The sequence below is a fragment of the Pleurocapsa sp. CCALA 161 genome (assembly GCF_003003995.1).
Taxonomy (GTDB): Bacteria; Cyanobacteriota; Cyanobacteriia; order Cyanobacteriales; family Xenococcaceae; genus Waterburya.
Genome location: NZ_PVWF01000037.1, coordinates 1 through 16,261, shown reverse-complemented (window position 1 = coordinate 16,261; position 16,261 = coordinate 1). Strand labels below are relative to the sequence as shown.

The 16,261-nt window shown below is 39.4% G+C and carries 17 protein-coding genes; 5 read left to right on the top strand and 12 right to left on the bottom strand.

The features are described 5' to 3' along the window. Positions 1 to 16 precede the first annotated feature (16 nt). A complete protein-coding gene (locus C7B62_RS10975) occupies positions 17 to 997 on the top strand; it encodes a glycosyltransferase family A protein (RefSeq protein WP_106235809.1) in 981 nt (326 codons plus the stop codon). A 52-nt stretch (positions 998 to 1,049) separates the two neighbouring features. Next, positions 1,050 to 2,318, top strand: coding sequence for an FGGY-family carbohydrate kinase (locus C7B62_RS10970; protein ID WP_106235807.1), 1,269 nt, complete (start codon positions 1,050 to 1,052; stop codon positions 2,316 to 2,318). A 51-nt stretch (positions 2,319 to 2,369) separates the two neighbouring features. On the opposite strand, the gene C7B62_RS10965 is transcribed toward C7B62_RS10970, so the two are convergent. The 5 genes from C7B62_RS10965 to C7B62_RS10945 all read right to left on the bottom strand — a co-directional run bounded on the left by C7B62_RS10965 (position 2,370) and on the right by C7B62_RS10945 (position 7,416). Then, positions 2,370 to 3,116 (bottom strand): slipin family protein, encoded by a 747-nt coding sequence (locus tag C7B62_RS10965; protein ID WP_106235804.1) that lies wholly within the window; start codon positions 3,114 to 3,116, stop codon positions 2,370 to 2,372. Between the two features lie 429 nt (positions 3,117 to 3,545). Beyond that, positions 3,546 to 4,274, bottom strand: coding sequence for a DevA family ABC transporter ATP-binding protein (locus C7B62_RS10960; RefSeq protein ID WP_106235801.1), 729 nt, complete (start codon positions 4,272 to 4,274; stop codon positions 3,546 to 3,548). 14 nt (positions 4,275 to 4,288) lie between these two features. Further along, complete coding sequence (gene devC, locus C7B62_RS10955) at positions 4,289 to 5,437, bottom strand: ABC transporter permease DevC (protein ID WP_106235798.1); 1,149 nt, start codon at positions 5,435 to 5,437, stop codon at positions 4,289 to 4,291. Positions 5,438 to 5,536: 99 nt separating this feature from the next. Continuing rightward, positions 5,537 to 6,829 carry an ABC exporter membrane fusion protein gene (locus C7B62_RS10950; protein WP_106235795.1) on the bottom strand — a complete coding sequence of 431 codons (1,293 nt, stop codon included), beginning with the start codon at positions 6,827 to 6,829 and terminating at the stop codon, positions 5,537 to 5,539. A 26-nt stretch (positions 6,830 to 6,855) separates the two neighbouring features. Further along, positions 6,856 to 7,416 carry a TetR/AcrR family transcriptional regulator gene (locus C7B62_RS10945; RefSeq protein WP_106235793.1) on the bottom strand — a complete coding sequence of 187 codons (561 nt, stop codon included), beginning with the start codon at positions 7,414 to 7,416 and terminating at the stop codon, positions 6,856 to 6,858. A gap of 171 nt (positions 7,417 to 7,587) precedes the next feature. Between C7B62_RS10945 and C7B62_RS10940 the strand changes: the two genes are divergently transcribed. Both C7B62_RS10940 and lepB read left to right on the top strand, forming a co-directional pair. Then, the gene (locus C7B62_RS10940; RefSeq protein WP_106235791.1) at positions 7,588 to 7,962 is read left to right on the top strand and encodes a diacylglycerol kinase; all 375 of its coding nucleotides are present in this window, start codon (positions 7,588 to 7,590) and stop codon (positions 7,960 to 7,962) included. 230 nt (positions 7,963 to 8,192) lie between these two features. After that, positions 8,193 to 8,783 carry a signal peptidase I gene (lepB, locus tag C7B62_RS10935; protein ID WP_106235788.1) on the top strand — a complete coding sequence of 197 codons (591 nt, stop codon included), beginning with the start codon at positions 8,193 to 8,195 and terminating at the stop codon, positions 8,781 to 8,783. Between the two features lie 165 nt (positions 8,784 to 8,948). On the opposite strand, the gene C7B62_RS10930 is transcribed toward lepB, so the two are convergent. From C7B62_RS10930 to C7B62_RS10900, 7 genes are all read right to left on the bottom strand, one after another. After that, positions 8,949 to 9,689 (bottom strand): response regulator transcription factor, encoded by a 741-nt coding sequence (locus C7B62_RS10930; RefSeq protein WP_106235786.1) that lies wholly within the window; start codon positions 9,687 to 9,689, stop codon positions 8,949 to 8,951. 185 nt (positions 9,690 to 9,874) lie between these two features. Beyond that, positions 9,875 to 11,035: a pyridoxal phosphate-dependent aminotransferase gene (locus tag C7B62_RS10925; protein WP_106235784.1), complete on the bottom strand. Its 1,161-nt coding sequence runs from the start codon at positions 11,033 to 11,035 to the stop codon at positions 9,875 to 9,877. Positions 11,036 to 11,182: 147 nt separating this feature from the next. After that, positions 11,183 to 11,659, bottom strand: coding sequence for a YbjN domain-containing protein (locus C7B62_RS10920; RefSeq protein ID WP_106235782.1), 477 nt, complete (start codon positions 11,657 to 11,659; stop codon positions 11,183 to 11,185). A 267-nt stretch (positions 11,660 to 11,926) separates the two neighbouring features. Then, on the bottom strand, positions 11,927 to 12,223 hold the full coding sequence (locus tag C7B62_RS10915) for a hypothetical protein (RefSeq protein WP_106235780.1): 297 nt from the start codon (positions 12,221 to 12,223) through the stop codon (positions 11,927 to 11,929). A 74-nt stretch (positions 12,224 to 12,297) separates the two neighbouring features. Then, positions 12,298 to 12,597, bottom strand: coding sequence for a ChaB family protein (locus tag C7B62_RS10910; protein ID WP_106235778.1), 300 nt, complete (start codon positions 12,595 to 12,597; stop codon positions 12,298 to 12,300). Between the two features lie 143 nt (positions 12,598 to 12,740). Further along, positions 12,741 to 13,847 (bottom strand): serine/threonine-protein kinase, encoded by a 1,107-nt coding sequence (locus C7B62_RS10905; protein WP_106235776.1) that lies wholly within the window; start codon positions 13,845 to 13,847, stop codon positions 12,741 to 12,743. Between the two features lie 148 nt (positions 13,848 to 13,995). Further along, positions 13,996 to 14,859, bottom strand: coding sequence for a lipopolysaccharide assembly protein LapB (locus C7B62_RS10900; protein WP_106235774.1), 864 nt, complete (start codon positions 14,857 to 14,859; stop codon positions 13,996 to 13,998). A 26-nt stretch (positions 14,860 to 14,885) separates the two neighbouring features. Between C7B62_RS10900 and C7B62_RS10895 the strand changes: the two genes are divergently transcribed. Continuing rightward, positions 14,886 to 16,106 carry a DUF790 family protein gene (locus tag C7B62_RS10895; protein ID WP_106235772.1) on the top strand — a complete coding sequence of 407 codons (1,221 nt, stop codon included), beginning with the start codon at positions 14,886 to 14,888 and terminating at the stop codon, positions 16,104 to 16,106. Positions 16,107 to 16,261: the final 155 nt, after the last annotated feature.

Below are 16,261 nucleotides of genomic sequence, written 5' to 3'. Positions count from 1 at the left end.
TTTTCTAGCAAAGATTGTGGTCAAAGTTAGTGTAATTATTCCTGCTTATAATGGAGATCGCTATTTAGCAGAGGCGATTGATAGTGTGTTGCAACAAACCTATCAAGACTATGAAATTATTGTCGTCGATGATGGTTCAACGGATCACACGGCTCAAGTAGCTCAACAATATGGCAAGGCGGTTCGATATTTGACCCAAACAAATCAGGGAGTAGCAGCTAGCCGTAATCTTGGATTAGCAGCAGCCTTGGGGGACTATATTGCCTTTTTAGATCAGGATGATATCTTGTTACTTGATAAGCTCTCTTCTCAAACAGCATTGCTTGATCGAGATCCTGATTTAGGCATGGTTAATAGTGGGTGGCAAATTTACAGGGAAAATTCAATTAGCGATCGCCAAGATGCAGCAGCAGCTGCGGTAAAGCCATGGGAACAAATACCTCAGCTTACCTCGGCTGATCTGATCATTTGGAAACCTGTTTTCTTGGGGGCAATGCTGTTTCGCCGTAATTGGCTAGAGCGAGTAGGAGGTTTCAACACTAGCTTAGAACAAACCCCAGATGTCGATTTAGTGATGCGTCTGGCTAAAATTGGCTGTCCCGCTGCTTGGGTAGAACAAATAACAGTAAAATATCGGCAACATGAAACCAATGCATCTAAAAATGCCTTGCTGCAAGCTCAAGAGTTAAACCAAATTACAGCTAATTTCTTCACTGAATCTAATTTGACCCCAGCAATAAAAACTGTAGAGGCACAATCTCGTTATCAAAGTCTGATCTGGAGTGCTTGGCGATTACATCAAACAGGATATTTAGCCGAAATGAGGGATTATCTAACTAAGTCTCAAGCCTACAGCAATCAATATTCCACCAAGATACCTTTAGACTGGCTTGAATCTTTCAAAAACTATTCTGCCGAATATGGTCAACAGTTTGATGTTAATAATTTGCTGGCTTCTAGTGAATGGCAAGATTTATTGCATCAATGTACGTTGTGAACTGCCCAAGTTGTGTTGATAGTAAGATCATAAATACGCACTGCTCATAACGATGAACTTCTATCTTGGTATTGATTTTGGCACTTCTGGCGCGAGGGCGATCGCAATTGATCGCCAAAGAAATATTATTGATACTCAGCAAGCTAATTTCGGTAATATACCTTCGCATCAGTTAGTTCAGACTTGGCAAGATACTTTATTTGAGTTGATTACTCAGATACCCGTCAAGGTGAGAGAAAATATTCAGGCGATCGCTATTAACGGAACTTCATCTACAGTGTTACTCTGTGATGCTGTGGGCAAACCCATCACCGAACCGCTGCTATATAATGACTCTAGAGGACAAGAGGTGTTAGAGCGGGTTAAAGCGATCGCTCCTGATAATCATGTAGTAATTAGCGCCACTTCCAGTCTGGCAAAATTAATTTGGTGGAGTGAACAGCCTTACTTTAAGCAAGCTCATTATTTTCTCCATCAGGCTGATTGGTTGGCTTATTTGCTACACGGTAAATTAGGTATCAGCGATTATCACAATGCTCTTAAGTTAGGGTACGACGTAGATAATTTGTGTTATCCCCAATGGTTACAAGATTTACCCTTTAGTTATTTATATCCTCAAGTTCTAACTCCTGGGGCATATGTAGGGATGTTAACTAAGACTAACTGTCAGCGTTTAAAGTTACCGCCCAACTGTATCGTTAAGCTCGGTACAACGGACAGTATTGCTGCATTTCTGGCTAGTGGCGCTAACCAACCAGGAGAAGCCGTTACTTCTCTCGGTTCAACCTTAGTTTTAAAATTATTGAGTCGAACTAAGGTTACTGCTGCTGAATTTGGTATCTATAGCCATAAAATAGGAAACTTATGGTTAACTGGTGGTGCTTCTAATACAGGTGGCGCTGTACTTCAGCATTTTTTTAGTAACGAGCAGCTAGAACAACTGTCAAGGCAAATCGATCCCGATCTAGCCAGTTCTTTGGAATATTATCCCTTAATTCAGCCAGGCGATCGCTTTCCCATCAATGATCCTAATTTGCCACCCCAGCTAGAACCTCGTCCCCAAGAACCAGTAGAATTTCTCCATGGTCTATTAGAGGGTATTTCGCGGATTGAAGAAACTGGCTATCAAAAATTGCAAAGCCTTGGTGCCGATCGCTTAACTCGTGTATACACAGCAGGAGGTGGGGCAAAAAACCTTGCCTGGCAGAAAATTCGCCAGCGACATCTAAAAGTATCAGTTACATCGGCAAAGTATACTGAAGCAGCTTATGGTACTGCCTTACTAGCTGCTAAACAATCTGTAATGTCTTTATTGCAATAATCGGCATTGCTAATTAAAGGATTGAATGACTATAAATTGAGCAAAAGGCAGCTAGCCTTTAGGCAAATTCTGGTTTTGTATATCACCTAAAATAAAAGTATGTTTCCCCTGGGCAGCAATCTTGACAATTGTCTCTAAATACTGGATAAACTTAATGTTTTCGTGGTTTTGCATCAATTCAGCAGCATTTTTCAAAGCTCTTAGTGTAGCAACAGTAGTCCGCGCATTTTCTAAATCTATTTTTGCCCTAATCTTTGTTTCCAACTGTTGAGCAAATAGCTGTTGAATCATTTTAGGAAAACAAACGTCTTTAACTATCAGTTGATGAACTGTAATACCGTAGCTTCCTAACTGATTTTTTAGCGACTCTGGGATTTGATTAAGAACTTCATGTTTTTGTTCATTTATTTGTTGGCTGTCAATCTTGGCGATCGCATCTCGTAAATCAACTTGAGATAGATTATGAACCACGCTCTCTGCTTGAGCAATTAAATTAGCAGAGGAATTGTATGCAGGAGTATCAAATAAGCTGAATCTATTTATAAAAATATCACCATCAGTAATTTGATATTCCAAAAGATAAGATAGTCGCAAGGAAATATTATCCTTGGTCAAAACTTCTTGATTAGCCACAGTAATTAGCTTACTAATGGTAGGAATAATAGCTACGTCAAACTTGTGAGAAAAATCAAAAAACTTATAAATTCCTGGATTAAGCTTTTTGTGTAGCTTGTTGTCTTGATATAAATAACCAATCTGATTTGGTCTTACTGAAACTACCTTCTGGAATAAGTTCATTATTGTAAATGATTAAACCTAGAAACAAGAAGAACACTAAATAATGAGGAAAACCAATTTAGTCAAAGCTATAAAAGCTGAGTCGATATCCTTGATTTTGCAAATCATTATTTAGTTTGTGTTCAACACAGCCCTTCTTAATTATTTTCTAGTTAAATTGTGAACCTAATGTTCGATAAAGAGGAAATGTTTAGGAACTTATTTCCGCAATACCCTGTAATTGAGTAAGCTCCTAATTGTTTTACAGGTGGCGGTTCACACTAATATAGCAAATATAGTAAGTTTGTTTGTTAATGTTGATTAATATAAATAGCTGGGTGGAATTAAATATAAAATAACGGATTCTTATCTTTACTCCCCTATCTCCATTACTCCACTACTTCACTACTTCACATCAGTCTTTAAATTAATTATGCCTACCTACTTACTTCACTGTTTGGTATCTAAAGTAATTTTGCCATCTTCTAATTCCACAATGCGATCGGCTACATCTAGGATGCGGTTATCGTGAGTCACAATCAGAATTGTACAACCTTGTTCCCTGGCTAATTGTTGCATCAATTCCACCACATCCCTACCTGATTTACTATCTAAAGCTGCGGTGGGTTCATCTGCCAGTACCATTTTGGGATGAGAAGCCAAAGCACGAGCGATCGCCACCCGTTGTTTTTGACCTCCAGAAAGACTATGGGGATGATAGTTGATATGATCGCTTAAACCTACAGCTTCGAGTAAGGCGATCGCTCTTTGTTCTATTTCTGTGGCTTTAATGCCATGATGTAGCTCTAATGACATCTGGACATTTTGTCTTGCCGTTAAAGATGCCAATAAATTATGTGATTGGAAAATATAGCCAATATTTTTTCTAGTCTGTACTAGCTTATTTTTTTTCGCCCCAACTAATTCTTCCCCAAATACTCGCAAACTACCTGATTGGGCCGATCGTAATCCTCCCATTAAAGTTAGCAAAGTGGTTTTACCTGAACCAGATGGCCCTTTTAAAATAATTACTTCTCCTGAATTAAGAGTTAAATTAATATCAAATAAAATTTGTTTTTTTAATTTTCCTTCCCCAAAGAAATGATTGAGGTTGTGCATATTAACAACTTGGTTAGTTGTTGATGGTTGATAGTTGATGGTGGATTGAATCTTATTCATCGATTAACAATTAACTAAAAAATATCTGCGGGATCGGCTGCGCTCAATTTCCTCACAGCAACAGTACCTGAAACACAACACATAATGACAGTTAGAATTAAGACTGTTATAGCTCGATTGGCTGTCATGGCTAGAGGTAAAGCGGTGGCTCCTGCTGCCAAACTATACAAGCCTGTAGCAATTAAATAGCCAGGCAGGAATCCTAATACTGCCAAAATAATTGCTTCTTGAAATACTAAAACTACAAAATAGCTATCCTTATACCCCATTGCTTTGAGGGTGGCATATTCAGGCAAATGATTAGCAACATCAGTATAGAGAATTTGGTAGACAATCACTATTCCCACGACAAAACCGATCGCTGTGCCGAGAGTAAAAATAAACCCAATCGCCGTAGCATTTTGCCAATAAGATATTTCATTTTGAATAAATTCTGCTCGATCAAAAATCTCGACATCTTTTGGTAGTTTAGCTTCTAGGGTTGCTTTGACCGACTCTAAATTTGCTCCTGGTTTGAGATTAATAATTCCCATATCAATTAATCCCTTTTGCCGCTCGGGAAATAGGCGCAAAAAATTAGTATCACTCGTCAGAATATTGCCATCAGCAGCAAAAGAAGCTCCCATCGTAAATATTCCTCCCACAGTTACTTTGCGAGAATCAACTTCAGCTTTTACCACTTTATTTTGGGCTAATAAATCAGGAATTGGGCCAAACTCTGCTCGCGAACTATCGTCAAATAACACTACGTCTGGTAATTTAATCTGGTCAATATTTTGTTGAATACCTGGGAAATTTACAGGATTTTGGGCAGGATTAAAAGCGATCGTTAAAATAGTGCGGGTGTTACGCTTAATCGGATTTTTCCAAGAGCCAAAATTAAGATAAATTGGCACTACTGACTCTACTTCTTCAACTGCTAAAGACTGATATAAACGTCTTTCTGAAAAAGTTTTGGTAAAGCCCAAAGCATCAGATTGTGGACTCATGAGAAATATATCCCCAGTCAGTGCTTTGTGAAAAGTAACGCTGCTGTCAAACAAAGCTGCCTGAAAACCTAACTGAATAAACATTAACATATCTGCAAAACCAATACCTGCTAACGCAATTAGCAACCGTGCTTTTTCATGACTTAACTGTAACCAAGAGAGAGGGATTTTCATTACTAATTACTAATTACTAATTACTGATTACTGATTACTGATTATTTGCGAAGCTTATCCTTTAGGACTGATTACCGTTCGCTCGATCTATATACTGGCTTACAAATTAATTTTGACGATCGCCTTAGAATTGGTCAGATGAGAGACACGGCTACTAGTTTCAGGATCGAAATGTATTTCGACTTCCACAACTCTGCTATCGACATCCGCAGCAGGATCGGTACTGAGGACATCTTGTTTGCCAATTTTTAAGCCGATTTGACGGACTTCTCCGTTGAGTTCTTCGGCAAATGACCCTGTTTCACTGGTAATACTGGCAGTTTGACCGACTTTAACTTTGCCAATATCGCTTTCGTAGACTTCCGCAATAACCATCATTTTGCTGGTTTGCGCAAATTCAACTATCCCGTCATCACCGACTACTTCTCCTGGATAAGCATTGATTTTAATAATTTGTCCGTCGCTCGGTGCTTTGACTTTGGTAAGTTCTAAGTCTTCTGTTGCCTGGCGTAAAGCGGCGATCGCTTTGTCTACCTCTGCCTGTGCTTTGATCACATCGACATCCCTGACTTCCCCAACACTATCTAAAGTTGCTTCTGCTTGGCTAATTTGTTGTTGTAGCGTATTTTTGTTTTGCAGGGCGATCGCTTGGGCTTGATTGATTTGCTGTTGTAGAGTGGTTCGGGTGCGATTATAACTGGCTTGGGCTTCAGCTACCGCTGTTTTGGCTGTATCTAAGGTAAGACGGCGAGAATCTAATTCGGATGCGGAGATGACTTCCTGTTGCGCTAATTGTTGATAGCGTTTAAATTCGCTGGCTGCATTACGTAATTCTGCCTGCAAACGCTCTGTTGTGGCTTGCTTTTCTAACCTTTCGGTACTTAGTTGAGCTTGTAGACGAGCTACTTCTGCCTCATTGGCGACTATTTCTCCTTCTAACTCGGCTTTATACCGTTGAAGATTTGCTACCTGTGCATTGATATCTCCTCGTTTTGCTCCCGCTTTAATAATGGCTAAATCTGCCTGTGCTACCTTTACCTCTTGGCGCGCTACCTCTAAAACTGCATTGGCACGTCTATGGTTATCCAACAAAGCAATAGTTTGTCCTGCCGTGACGCGATCGCCTTCTGCCACTAGTAACTGCGCTATTTTCGATCCTCCTAAGTCTGGAGAGGGTGCAAGTTGAATCATTTGTCCTTGGGGTTCAATCCGCCCTAAAGCAGTTACAGCCTTAATTGGTTGGGGCTTGATTGTTTCTGTTTCTTCTTGAATATCAGCTTGATTAACACTATAAATTGTTGTTCCCATCACCAAGGCTAACCCTGCAAGACAAAAAGCAATGATTAACTTGTTATTAAGCGGTAACTTAGGTAATTTGTGTAATTTATCCATAATTTCTCTAATTATGATTAATAATTTTAATTTTTTCTTTCTTTGACGGGAGATAAGAGCAAATCAAGCAAAAATTTACCAAAATCTTTCATGCTGAGATCGAATATTTTGTCTCTTTCACTGCGTTCCCAAAAACCCATAAAGGCAAAATAGCCAATTTCTGCTTTATGTCTAGCTTCTATTTCGTTAAAACCATAGTCTTGTAATAGTTGATTTAGATAATCAACCCGTTTGGTTTCAACAATACGTACTCGCTCTTGGATTGCGGGTTCTTGATTTGCCCAAGTTAAAATAGCTGTTTCGGGATCGGGTAAATCACATAATTCTTCTCCCAAGGCAAACAATTTAACTAGCCGAGTTTCGGGAGTAGTTTCTTTTTGCGACTCCTCAATTAACCACAAAGTTTCACTTTCCCAACGTTTTAAGATTTCTTCCAGTAATTCTCGGCGGTTTTTAAAATGCCAATAAAAACTACCTCTACTAACCTCTAATTTACGTGCTAATACTTCAACTTTGACGGCTGCAACCCCTTCGTTTGCCATTAATACCCATCCTGCATTAATCCAGTCTGCTTTTGTTAGAGCCAATTATTTTTCCATACAGTTATGTATGTTTTTAGTTTAAATAAAAAAAACACCTCCGTCAATACAGAAGTGTATGTTGATTTTTTTGGCAATCTATCTTAGCCTATTTTAGCAATCAATCATAGCAATTTAACTTGTAAGATTAGTTCAGCTGCTCTAAAAAATTATTCGCTCATGACTAACAAATTTCGCACCCCTGGCTATCATCCAATCCGCAAGTTAAAAGTCATCCTCTCAGGTCTTCATATTGCGGTGGTGACTGATTTTAGTGTTGCTTATAAAGTAATTTTATCTATACCTGTTTTAAGCGGTTCTTTTTTCTTGCGTCAGTGGGTAGATATCAGCTTAATTTTGTTAGCAATGGGATTAATGCTAATTTCTGAATTGTTTAACAGTGCGATCGAAGTTTTGTGCGATTTTGTAGAACCTCAGCACAATAAGCGTATCGGAGTCATTAAAGATATTGCAGCGGCAGCGACTGGGCTAAGTATTATGGTGTGGGCAGCAATTTTAATCATCGAAAGCATTCGTCTTTTGAAACTACAGTAAGAAAGCTGAAGAGTTTCATTTCTTATCCTTTTTATTGCTTGGCGCTATTTACGAACCGATTACTATTGATGTCCTAATCTGCGGCGACTTTTGAGTATGAAGATTCACACTCAAAACGCGCCGCTAACTTTGTACGGCTATAAAATTTTTGCCACAAAATTATTATCAAATTGACATGGCAGCGACATTCAATCTAGCTAAACTTATGTAAAATTATTCAGAGCTTGATTATGTCCGCAGCTAAAAAACAGTCAAATCGTCAATCAAAGCCAGAAAATATTTGGCTTGAAAATATTAAAACTTTGGGACTAAGCTTATTTTTGGCTTTTGGAATTCGCACGTTTATTGCCGAAGCGCGTTATATTCCTTCAGGCTCTATGTTACCTACTTTGCAAATCGATGATCGTCTAGTTATCGACAAAATTAGTTACGATTTTAGCGAACCCAAACGAGGCGACATTGTAGTTTTTAATCCCACTCCAACTTTAAAACAAGACAATTATTATGGGGCTTTCATTAAACGAGTAATCGGTTTACCTGGAGATAAAGTTGAGATCCAAAATGGTCGGGTTTCTGTCAACAATATTCCCCTAAGGGAAAATTATCTTGAAGCTTCATCAAATTATCAATGGGGACCAGAAATTGTGCCTGCTGAGTCTTATTTAGTGTTGGGTGATAATCGCAACGATAGTTATGACAGTCGCTACTGGGGTTTTGTCCCCCGCAACAATATTATTGGGAAAGCAGTGTTTCGTTTTTGGCCTCTTAATCGTGTTGGAGAAATAGATCGCCCTGTATATGTAGTTAAAGGTATAAATTAATTAAGCGATCGCCTTAAATTAAACCCCGTCTAGATTAACAACTAGAATTTTAAATAACCTAAAATTGAATTGAATCAAAAGAAAGTCGATATTTTGCCTGAACGGCAATTCACAGGCAACTATCAGGTTAATGATGAGCATTTGCTACAACCGACTCTCTCTTGACTAAGCCGTCACTTTATCTTCTTGGACTAGCATTTGTTCGGCACTAGGAAGTTCTAGGCAATATCCTGCACCATAAACAGTTTTAATGTAGTTGGGATGGCGTGGATCTGGCTCTAATTTAGTTCTTAAATGGCGAATATGAACTCGGATGGTTTCAATATCATCATCAGGATCGTAACCCCATACTTCCTTGAGTATCTCTGGTGGAGCAACAGTTTGACCATGACGCTGCAACAGACAGTGTAGTAGTTCAAACTCTAGGTGAGTTAGTTTGACTGTTTTGGTAAACCAAATCGCTTCAAAACGTTCAGGAATTAGAGTTAAAGGACCAAAATTAAGAATTTCCGAATGTTTAGCAGCTTGGGGAATGCGATCTGTACGACGCAGCAAAGCTCTAACTCTGGCTAACATTTCCTCTACTTCAAAAGGCTTCGTCAAATAGTCATCTGCACCAGCATTAAAACCTTCTACTTTATCTTGGGTTTGTCCCAAAGCAGTTAGCATTAAAACTGGAATATCAGATGTGCGTTCATCACGGCGTAGCCTTTGGCAAACTGTAAAGCCATCGACTTTTGGCAACATGAGATCGAGCATAATGAGATCTGGCTGTAGCTGAACTGCTAGCGCTTGTCCTTTGATGCCGTCTTCTGCCTGATTGACATCATAGCCAGCCATCTCTAGGTTGATCGAGACTAATTCAGAGATTGCGGGATCGTCGTCAATTACTAGTATTCTTGGCATATTAAAATATGATTGATATTTATTGGTAATACAACGCTCCTGTGATTGGGTTTAACACCAAAAACTAAGATACGTAACAAACCCTGTCATGATTATAAGCAAAAATGCTGATTATTTTAAGTTACTCGTAATATGTTAAAGATTAGTAAATTTTTATCACGCTTATCACATACTAAAGAGTTGAATTACTGATCTACAAACTCTGCCAGTCTTCTAACTCCTTCTTTGATCGTCGTTAGATCCGTAGCATAGGAAAAGCGGATACAGTTATCTGTCCCAAAAGCTAGCCCAGGAATTGCAGCAACCTGTTTAGTTTCGAGTAGTTCTTGGCAGAAAGCGAGAGATTGTTTACCAGTTTTAGATATATCAACAAAAAGATAAAAAGCACCATCGGGCTTAGGACAGCTTAATTGAGGAATATCGTTGATCGCCTGATACATGTAGCTGCGACGTTGAGCAAAGGCGGTTAACATTTCTTGCACACATTCTTGAGACGCTTCTAAAGCTGCGATCGCACCATATTGAGCAAAAGTGCAAACATTAGAAGTACTGTGGCTTTGAATTTTCGTCATTGCTTTGACAATTTCCAAAGGTGCGGCGGCATAGCCTACACGCCACCCCGTCATCGAATGACTTTTGGCAAAACCGCTGCTGACAATAGTACGGGCAAAGATTGACTCATCAATCGAACCAATACTAAGATGTTCGACATCATCATAGAGAATTTTCTCATAGATTTCATCGGAGACAACTAAAATATCTCGTTCAACAATGACCTGAGCTAAAGCTCGAATTTCTTCAGGAGTATAGACCATTCCCGTCGGATTAGAGGGAGAATTCAAGACAAACAGCTTGGTTTTGGGGGTAATCGCCCGCTCTAGCTCTTCGACAGTAATTTTATAGTTATTTTCGGCTAAGGTATCCACAATCACGGGAATACCATCTGCCAGTTTCACCATCTCTGGATAACTCAACCAGTAAGGTGCAGGAATAATCACTTCATCACCATGGTCAATCAAGACTTGCATCAGGTTATATAAAGAAAACTTACCGCCATTAGTGACGATGATATTCTCTGGTTCATAGGGCAGATGATTATCTTGCCGTAGCTTTTTGGCGATCGCTTCTCTTAATTTTAGTTCTCCCGCAGCAGCACCATAGCGAGTTTTACCTTCGTCTATGGCAGTTTTAGCAGCTTCACAAATATGCTTGGGTGTAGGAAAATCTGGCTCTCCAGCACTAAAGCTACAAACATCAATTCCCTGAGCCTTCATTTCTTTTGCTTTGGCAGAAATTGCTAAGGTGATCGAACTTGATACGTAATTTGCTCTCGCTGCTAATTCCATTTAATTCAAACTTAAAATATTGCTACTGTTGCACCCTGAAGGATATTATCTAGTCTCGCAAAGACTAATCAGCTTAACTGACATCTTGGCACTTTTCTTTACATTTATCCCTCAATTGTCAGCAAAATAGGATTATTTGAACTAAATTTATGACCCACCAAACTCTTCTTTTAATAGATCATCATTATCATCAGCCAGGTTGGCAACCAGAGTAATTAAGCGAGAAATTTCGCCAGGATACATATCTGCTACGGTGCGTTGTGCCGAAATCATCACTTTGCCATCATGAATACTAAAGCAGGTTTCAAAAGTACCAGTCCAATTCATTTCGAGCAAACGACGCATTAATCCAGGTTCATCACGAGCAGGAAGTTGCAGCAAACTTGACCAGACTGTTAAAAGATCGTTTTCGCTTTCTCCTGTAAGTTGCACAAAAACTTCGACGCTGCCATAACTAAACTTCCAGACGCTACCCTCATCGGTATGACTGACCATGGCGGTATTGTCCTGATCGAGACTAGAAATTACCGTTTCAATCACTTCTTGATGAGTAGAGTTGTCTTGAATCAATTCTGCCTCAACTTTTGCCATGTCTGCTTCTGAATTTGAAATTTGACCAACCATATTAAATTCCTATAGTTACAGTTACATTAGAATGCCGACATTGTGAATTTAGCATTAAGTGTTAACAATTACTAATATTACACCCTTAAATTTTAGCGTCGTCTTGAATCTGGAAATTTGTAGCAGCCGAAGTAAAGATTAAGACGTTAAACAATTCGCCAAATAACAGTTTTCCATAAAAAACGGCTGCCTGAGCAAGCCGAATTAATTAAGTGATTTTATTTGTACCGATCAAGCTGAGTAGGTCGCTAGTTTGATTTGAAGTGCTTATTTTTCTTCTATGTACATTTCTGGTTCAACTGCAAAATTGTTCAAACGACCAGATTCATCAATAACATAGCCTTCAGTAGTGCTGATACCTGTACCTTCTTCTTGTTCGGCAAATGCTTCTATTTGTTCGATATCTTTTTCTGGATCTGCACCAGAGGGAATAATTGCTTCGGGATCATTAACATCTACTGACTGAGCTAACTGCACTCCTATTTGGTTGCCAGGAGCGCCTTTTCCAGGTTCAGCATTTTCTGGTTCGTGTTTGACAACTACTTTTTTATCTTGGTTATCCATAATTAATTTTTGCGGTTTTTATATTTGACGAGGCTTTTGGCTATTGAGCATTTAGCTGTGATAGCACACGGAATTTAGCCCCCACGCATCGTACCTGCGTTATTCTCACGATTGCCAATGGGATCTTGAGTATCTAGATCTGTACCAATAATGTTGCCTCGATCTGCTTGCGAGTTTTCAATTGAAACCCAGTTACCGTCTTGATCTTGCTGGTAACTATTTTTCACTGAACTCCAAGCGACTTTGGTAGCATTTTCCTCATTCATACCATTTTCTGATGCGGCATTGTAGGCAGTCATGAATAGTTGCTGTCCGTGTTTGGGCAGTTTTTCGGTTACTTCGCTGGGTAATTCTTGTAACTGTTGATAGGTCATAATTTAAAATTAAGCAATTCGTTATTATTATCAAAGCAAAATCTGCCTAATCTAACGATCTTCCTTTGGTTGTAAATTAATTAACTCAAAAGCTATATCGCAGGAAATATCAATAATTATGGCGATCGCCTTAAAGACTATTTTTAATTATTTAAAGCATCGGGTGTTGCTTCGGGGGGAGAAGCATTGGGGGCAGGTTTGAGGAATAACTGGTGTATGGATAGATAGATGCCACCAGCAATAACTATGATCATTAAGATTACTTTTCCCTGCTTGTGTTTCGCTGGTTTGGGTTGGACTTGAGGAGAACGATTAGCCATGACGGCGATAGAGCGCACACCAGGCAAGGCATTATAATCTTCGCCAGCATTTAGTTCCTGTCTGCGGTTTTCAACTTGCCAAGGTTTGAGCATGGTTTGATTTGTGTCGATCCCTACTGGCGGGAAACAGTGATTCAAATCATCTAAAACAGATTGCGCTGAAGAATATCGCTCTTTATAATTGTACCGCGTCATATTGGTGAGTATTTTAATCAACTCAGGTTTAGTATCAATTAGGTGTGACCACACAATTTCTCCATTTTCGTCTTCTTCTAGATCTAGTGGTTTGACCCCTGTAAGAGCCTGAATGGCAATCATGCCTAAAGCGTATAAATCGCTACTAGAGCGAGGTTTCCCTCTTGCCTGTTCAATTGGCATATAACCTTGTGTTCCCACTGATACAGTCAACTCAGCGATACTACTTTGTCCTTGGAGAATGTTTTTGACCGTGCCGAAATCGACTAAAACAATTTTGCGATCGCTATCACGACGAATTAAATTAGCTGGCTTGAGATCGCGATGGATTACGCCTCGATTGTGAATAAATCGCAGAATATTTAAGCAGTCTTGTAATAATTCGATGACTTCCTCTGTCGACCAAACTTGGTTGGGATTTATTTCCTTCTCTAAGGTTTGACCTGAAATATATTGCTGTACAAGATAAAATTTTTCTGCTTCCTCAAAATAAGCTAACAGCTTCGGAATTTGCGGATGATTACCTAAATTATGGAGTGCCGCGGCTTCTGACTTGAATAAGCGTCGAGCGATCTCCAATAGTTTAGGATCATTAAAGCTAGGAGCGAGTTGCTTGACGATACAGAGATCTTTAGCTGGAAGCTGGGTGTCTTGCGCTAGATATGTTCTACCAAACCCACCTTCAGCAATATATTCTAAAACTTGATAACGCGAACCTAAGATTCTTCCCTTCACAGTTTAATTTTGGTGCGGATTTTATTATTATCAAAAGACAAAAATATTTTCTTAGAAAATAAATAAGTTAAGGATAACTCAACAATACGCTTAATTTAACAGTAAAAGTTTTGCCCTGGCTAAGAGCTATTAGTTCTCAATTTTTAGCTTAATTATGCCGTGGAATGCCATAGCGACGGCTTTTGTTGGTAATTAACAACTGGAAACCCTGTTGACGACGAAAATCTGACCAAATAGCTTCATCGACTGCTAAGGACAAATATTTTGCGGGGTAAAGATCGATCGCTCTCTCTAGACAGATAATTGCCCAATTGCGATTATTTAACTGAGCATAGCAACAAGCTTGCTGATACCATGCTAAATCAGATTTCGGTTCTAAATCTAACGCCTGCTGATAACAGTTTATTCCCTGGTCAAACTGCACCAACTGTTGCCAGATTACCCCTTGTTGATACCACGCCCAATAATCATCTGGCTCAAGACTTGAAGCCTGTTGATAGCTAGCTAAAGCTTCCTTGAGCTTACCCCATTGCTGTAGTGCTTCTCCGCGACGATAATAAGCCCAAAAATCATCTGGACGTAATGCTAAAGCATGATTGTAGTAATCTATCCCTTGCTCATACTGTTCTAGCTTACGATAAGCTTCTGCTAGACGATAAGTCGCCCAATAGTCTTGAGGACGCAGTTTAAGAGCCTGGTTGAAACAGGCGATCGCCCGATTGTATTCGCGAAACTCGGTAAAATGAATGCAGCCTTGTTCGTACCATGACCAATAGTTATCTGGCTCAATTGTGGAGGCTTGAGTAAAACTATCAATTGCTTCGTGGTAGTGACCCAACGCCTCAAGGACGACCCCTTTGCGATACCATGACCAATAGTCACTAGGTTGATAGTTTAAAGCCCTTTCGTAGCTAGCCAAAGCTTCATAGTAGTAACCCTCTGCACGGAGCTTATTGCCTCTTTGATACCATTCTTGATAGCTATCTGGACGACATTCCAAAGACTGATACATTTTGCCAAGTGTGAATTACAAATTTAATGCTAAAAAGCGACTTACTTATATATAAACGTAATGGGGAGACAATCATACCCAAAAAGTTAGGAATCGATAACCGAAATTTAGCGATCGCTACAGAAATTATTGATTGTTTTCAAGACTGTCTTGGTCAAACTCAGGGAGAATTAGATCGCCGCTTATTGGAGTTAGAAGGAGACAGTCCAGACTATCGACTTAAAAGAGGATTAGCTCATATTCTCCGTAATAGCTTTGCTACTTTTGAAGTTATCAGTCCTCTTGAGCCTTTGATTTTAAGACAACAAGTCTTTGCCGAAGCTGCCAAAACAGGAGCATTACCAGATTATCGAAGCGATACTTTAGAAAGTATTGCCCGTTCTTTGAGCGATGAATTAAAGCATCCTGTATCACGTCAGGAAATTGAAACGGGATTATATGCAGACTTGCTGGAAAATCGAATTTTAACTCAGTTTGAACCACCTTTGGCTGAATCTCTGTTGCACCGCTATAATTTATCCCAGGTGCAGGGAGTTTTCTATCGCGCTAGCAGCGTTGTTATTAATGCTCATCGTAACGATCCTGGAGAATATAAGCTCTTATTTCGCTACATCAAACTGTTTCAACTGATGGCATATATTGAAGGAGATGCCGATACTGGTTTTACCTTGACGATGGATGGTCCTGCTAGTCTTTTTAAAGCCAGCACTCGTTATGGACTAGCCTTGGCGAAGATGATTCCTGCACTGCTTCATGTTACCAAGTGGAGTCTCCAGGCCAAGCTGCAAAACCGCGATCAATATTCGGGTAATACTAAAACAGGTAAGTTTATCTTAACAAGCGATCGCTGCGATCTCGTTTCCCATTATCCGCCAGGAAAACCCTATGACAGTATGTTGGAAGCTTCCTTTGCCAAAAGTTGGGCAAAAGCTAAAACGGAATGGCGTTTAGAAAGAGAAGTCGATTTGATTCCCCTGCCTGGGAGTGTAATGATTCCCGACTTTCGTTTAGTACATCCAGACGGCAGAGAATATTTACTGGAAATTGTCGGCTATTGGCGACCAGAATATTTACAGAAGAAATTTTATCAAGTTCGTAATGGCGATACTGACAACTTGATTCTCGCTGTTTCCGAGAGACTGAATTTAGATAAAGCAGGAGTCAAATTTACCGATTTACCTAATAAATTAATTTGGTTTAAAAACAAGTTGAATTCTAAAGCAGTCTTGGAGATATTAGACAGTTAATTGTTCCGTTTTTAGGTAGTAAGTAGTAAGTAGTAAGTAGTAGGTAGTAGGTAGTAGGTAGTAGGTAGTAGGTAGTAAGTAGTAGGTAGTAAGTAGTAGGTAGTAGGTAGTAGGTAGTAGGTAGTAGGTAGTAGGTAGTAGGTAGTAGGTAGTAG

Excerpts from the sequence above, each read along its gene's own strand:
- C7B62_RS10970 (WP_106235807.1), top strand. The coding sequence starts at position 1,050 with ATGAACTTCTATCTTGGTATTGATTTTGGCACTTCTGGCGCGAGGGCG.
- C7B62_RS10965 (WP_106235804.1), bottom strand. The coding sequence starts at position 3,116 with ATGAACTTATTCCAGAAGGTAGTTTCAGTAAGACCAAATCAGATTGGT.
- C7B62_RS10960 (WP_106235801.1), bottom strand. The coding sequence starts at position 4,274 with ATGAATAAGATTCAATCCACCATCAACTATCAACCATCAACAACTAAC.
- devC (WP_106235798.1), bottom strand. The coding sequence starts at position 5,437 with ATGAAAATCCCTCTCTCTTGGTTACAGTTAAGTCATGAAAAAGCACGG.
- C7B62_RS10950 (WP_106235795.1), bottom strand. The coding sequence starts at position 6,829 with ATGGATAAATTACACAAATTACCTAAGTTACCGCTTAATAACAAGTTA.
- C7B62_RS10940 (WP_106235791.1), top strand. The coding sequence starts at position 7,588 with ATGACTAACAAATTTCGCACCCCTGGCTATCATCCAATCCGCAAGTTA.
- lepB (WP_106235788.1), top strand. The coding sequence starts at position 8,193 with ATGTCCGCAGCTAAAAAACAGTCAAATCGTCAATCAAAGCCAGAAAAT.
- C7B62_RS10930 (WP_106235786.1), bottom strand. The coding sequence starts at position 9,689 with ATGCCAAGAATACTAGTAATTGACGACGATCCCGCAATCTCTGAATTA.
- C7B62_RS10925 (WP_106235784.1), bottom strand. The coding sequence starts at position 11,035 with ATGGAATTAGCAGCGAGAGCAAATTACGTATCAAGTTCGATCACCTTA.
- C7B62_RS10920 (WP_106235782.1), bottom strand. The coding sequence starts at position 11,659 with ATGGTTGGTCAAATTTCAAATTCAGAAGCAGACATGGCAAAAGTTGAG.
- C7B62_RS10915 (WP_106235780.1), bottom strand. The coding sequence starts at position 12,223 with ATGGATAACCAAGATAAAAAAGTAGTTGTCAAACACGAACCAGAAAAT.
- C7B62_RS10910 (WP_106235778.1), bottom strand. The coding sequence starts at position 12,597 with ATGACCTATCAACAGTTACAAGAATTACCCAGCGAAGTAACCGAAAAA.
- C7B62_RS10900 (WP_106235774.1), bottom strand. The coding sequence starts at position 14,859 with ATGTATCAGTCTTTGGAATGTCGTCCAGATAGCTATCAAGAATGGTAT.
- C7B62_RS10895 (WP_106235772.1), top strand. The coding sequence starts at position 14,886 with ATGCTAAAAAGCGACTTACTTATATATAAACGTAATGGGGAGACAATC.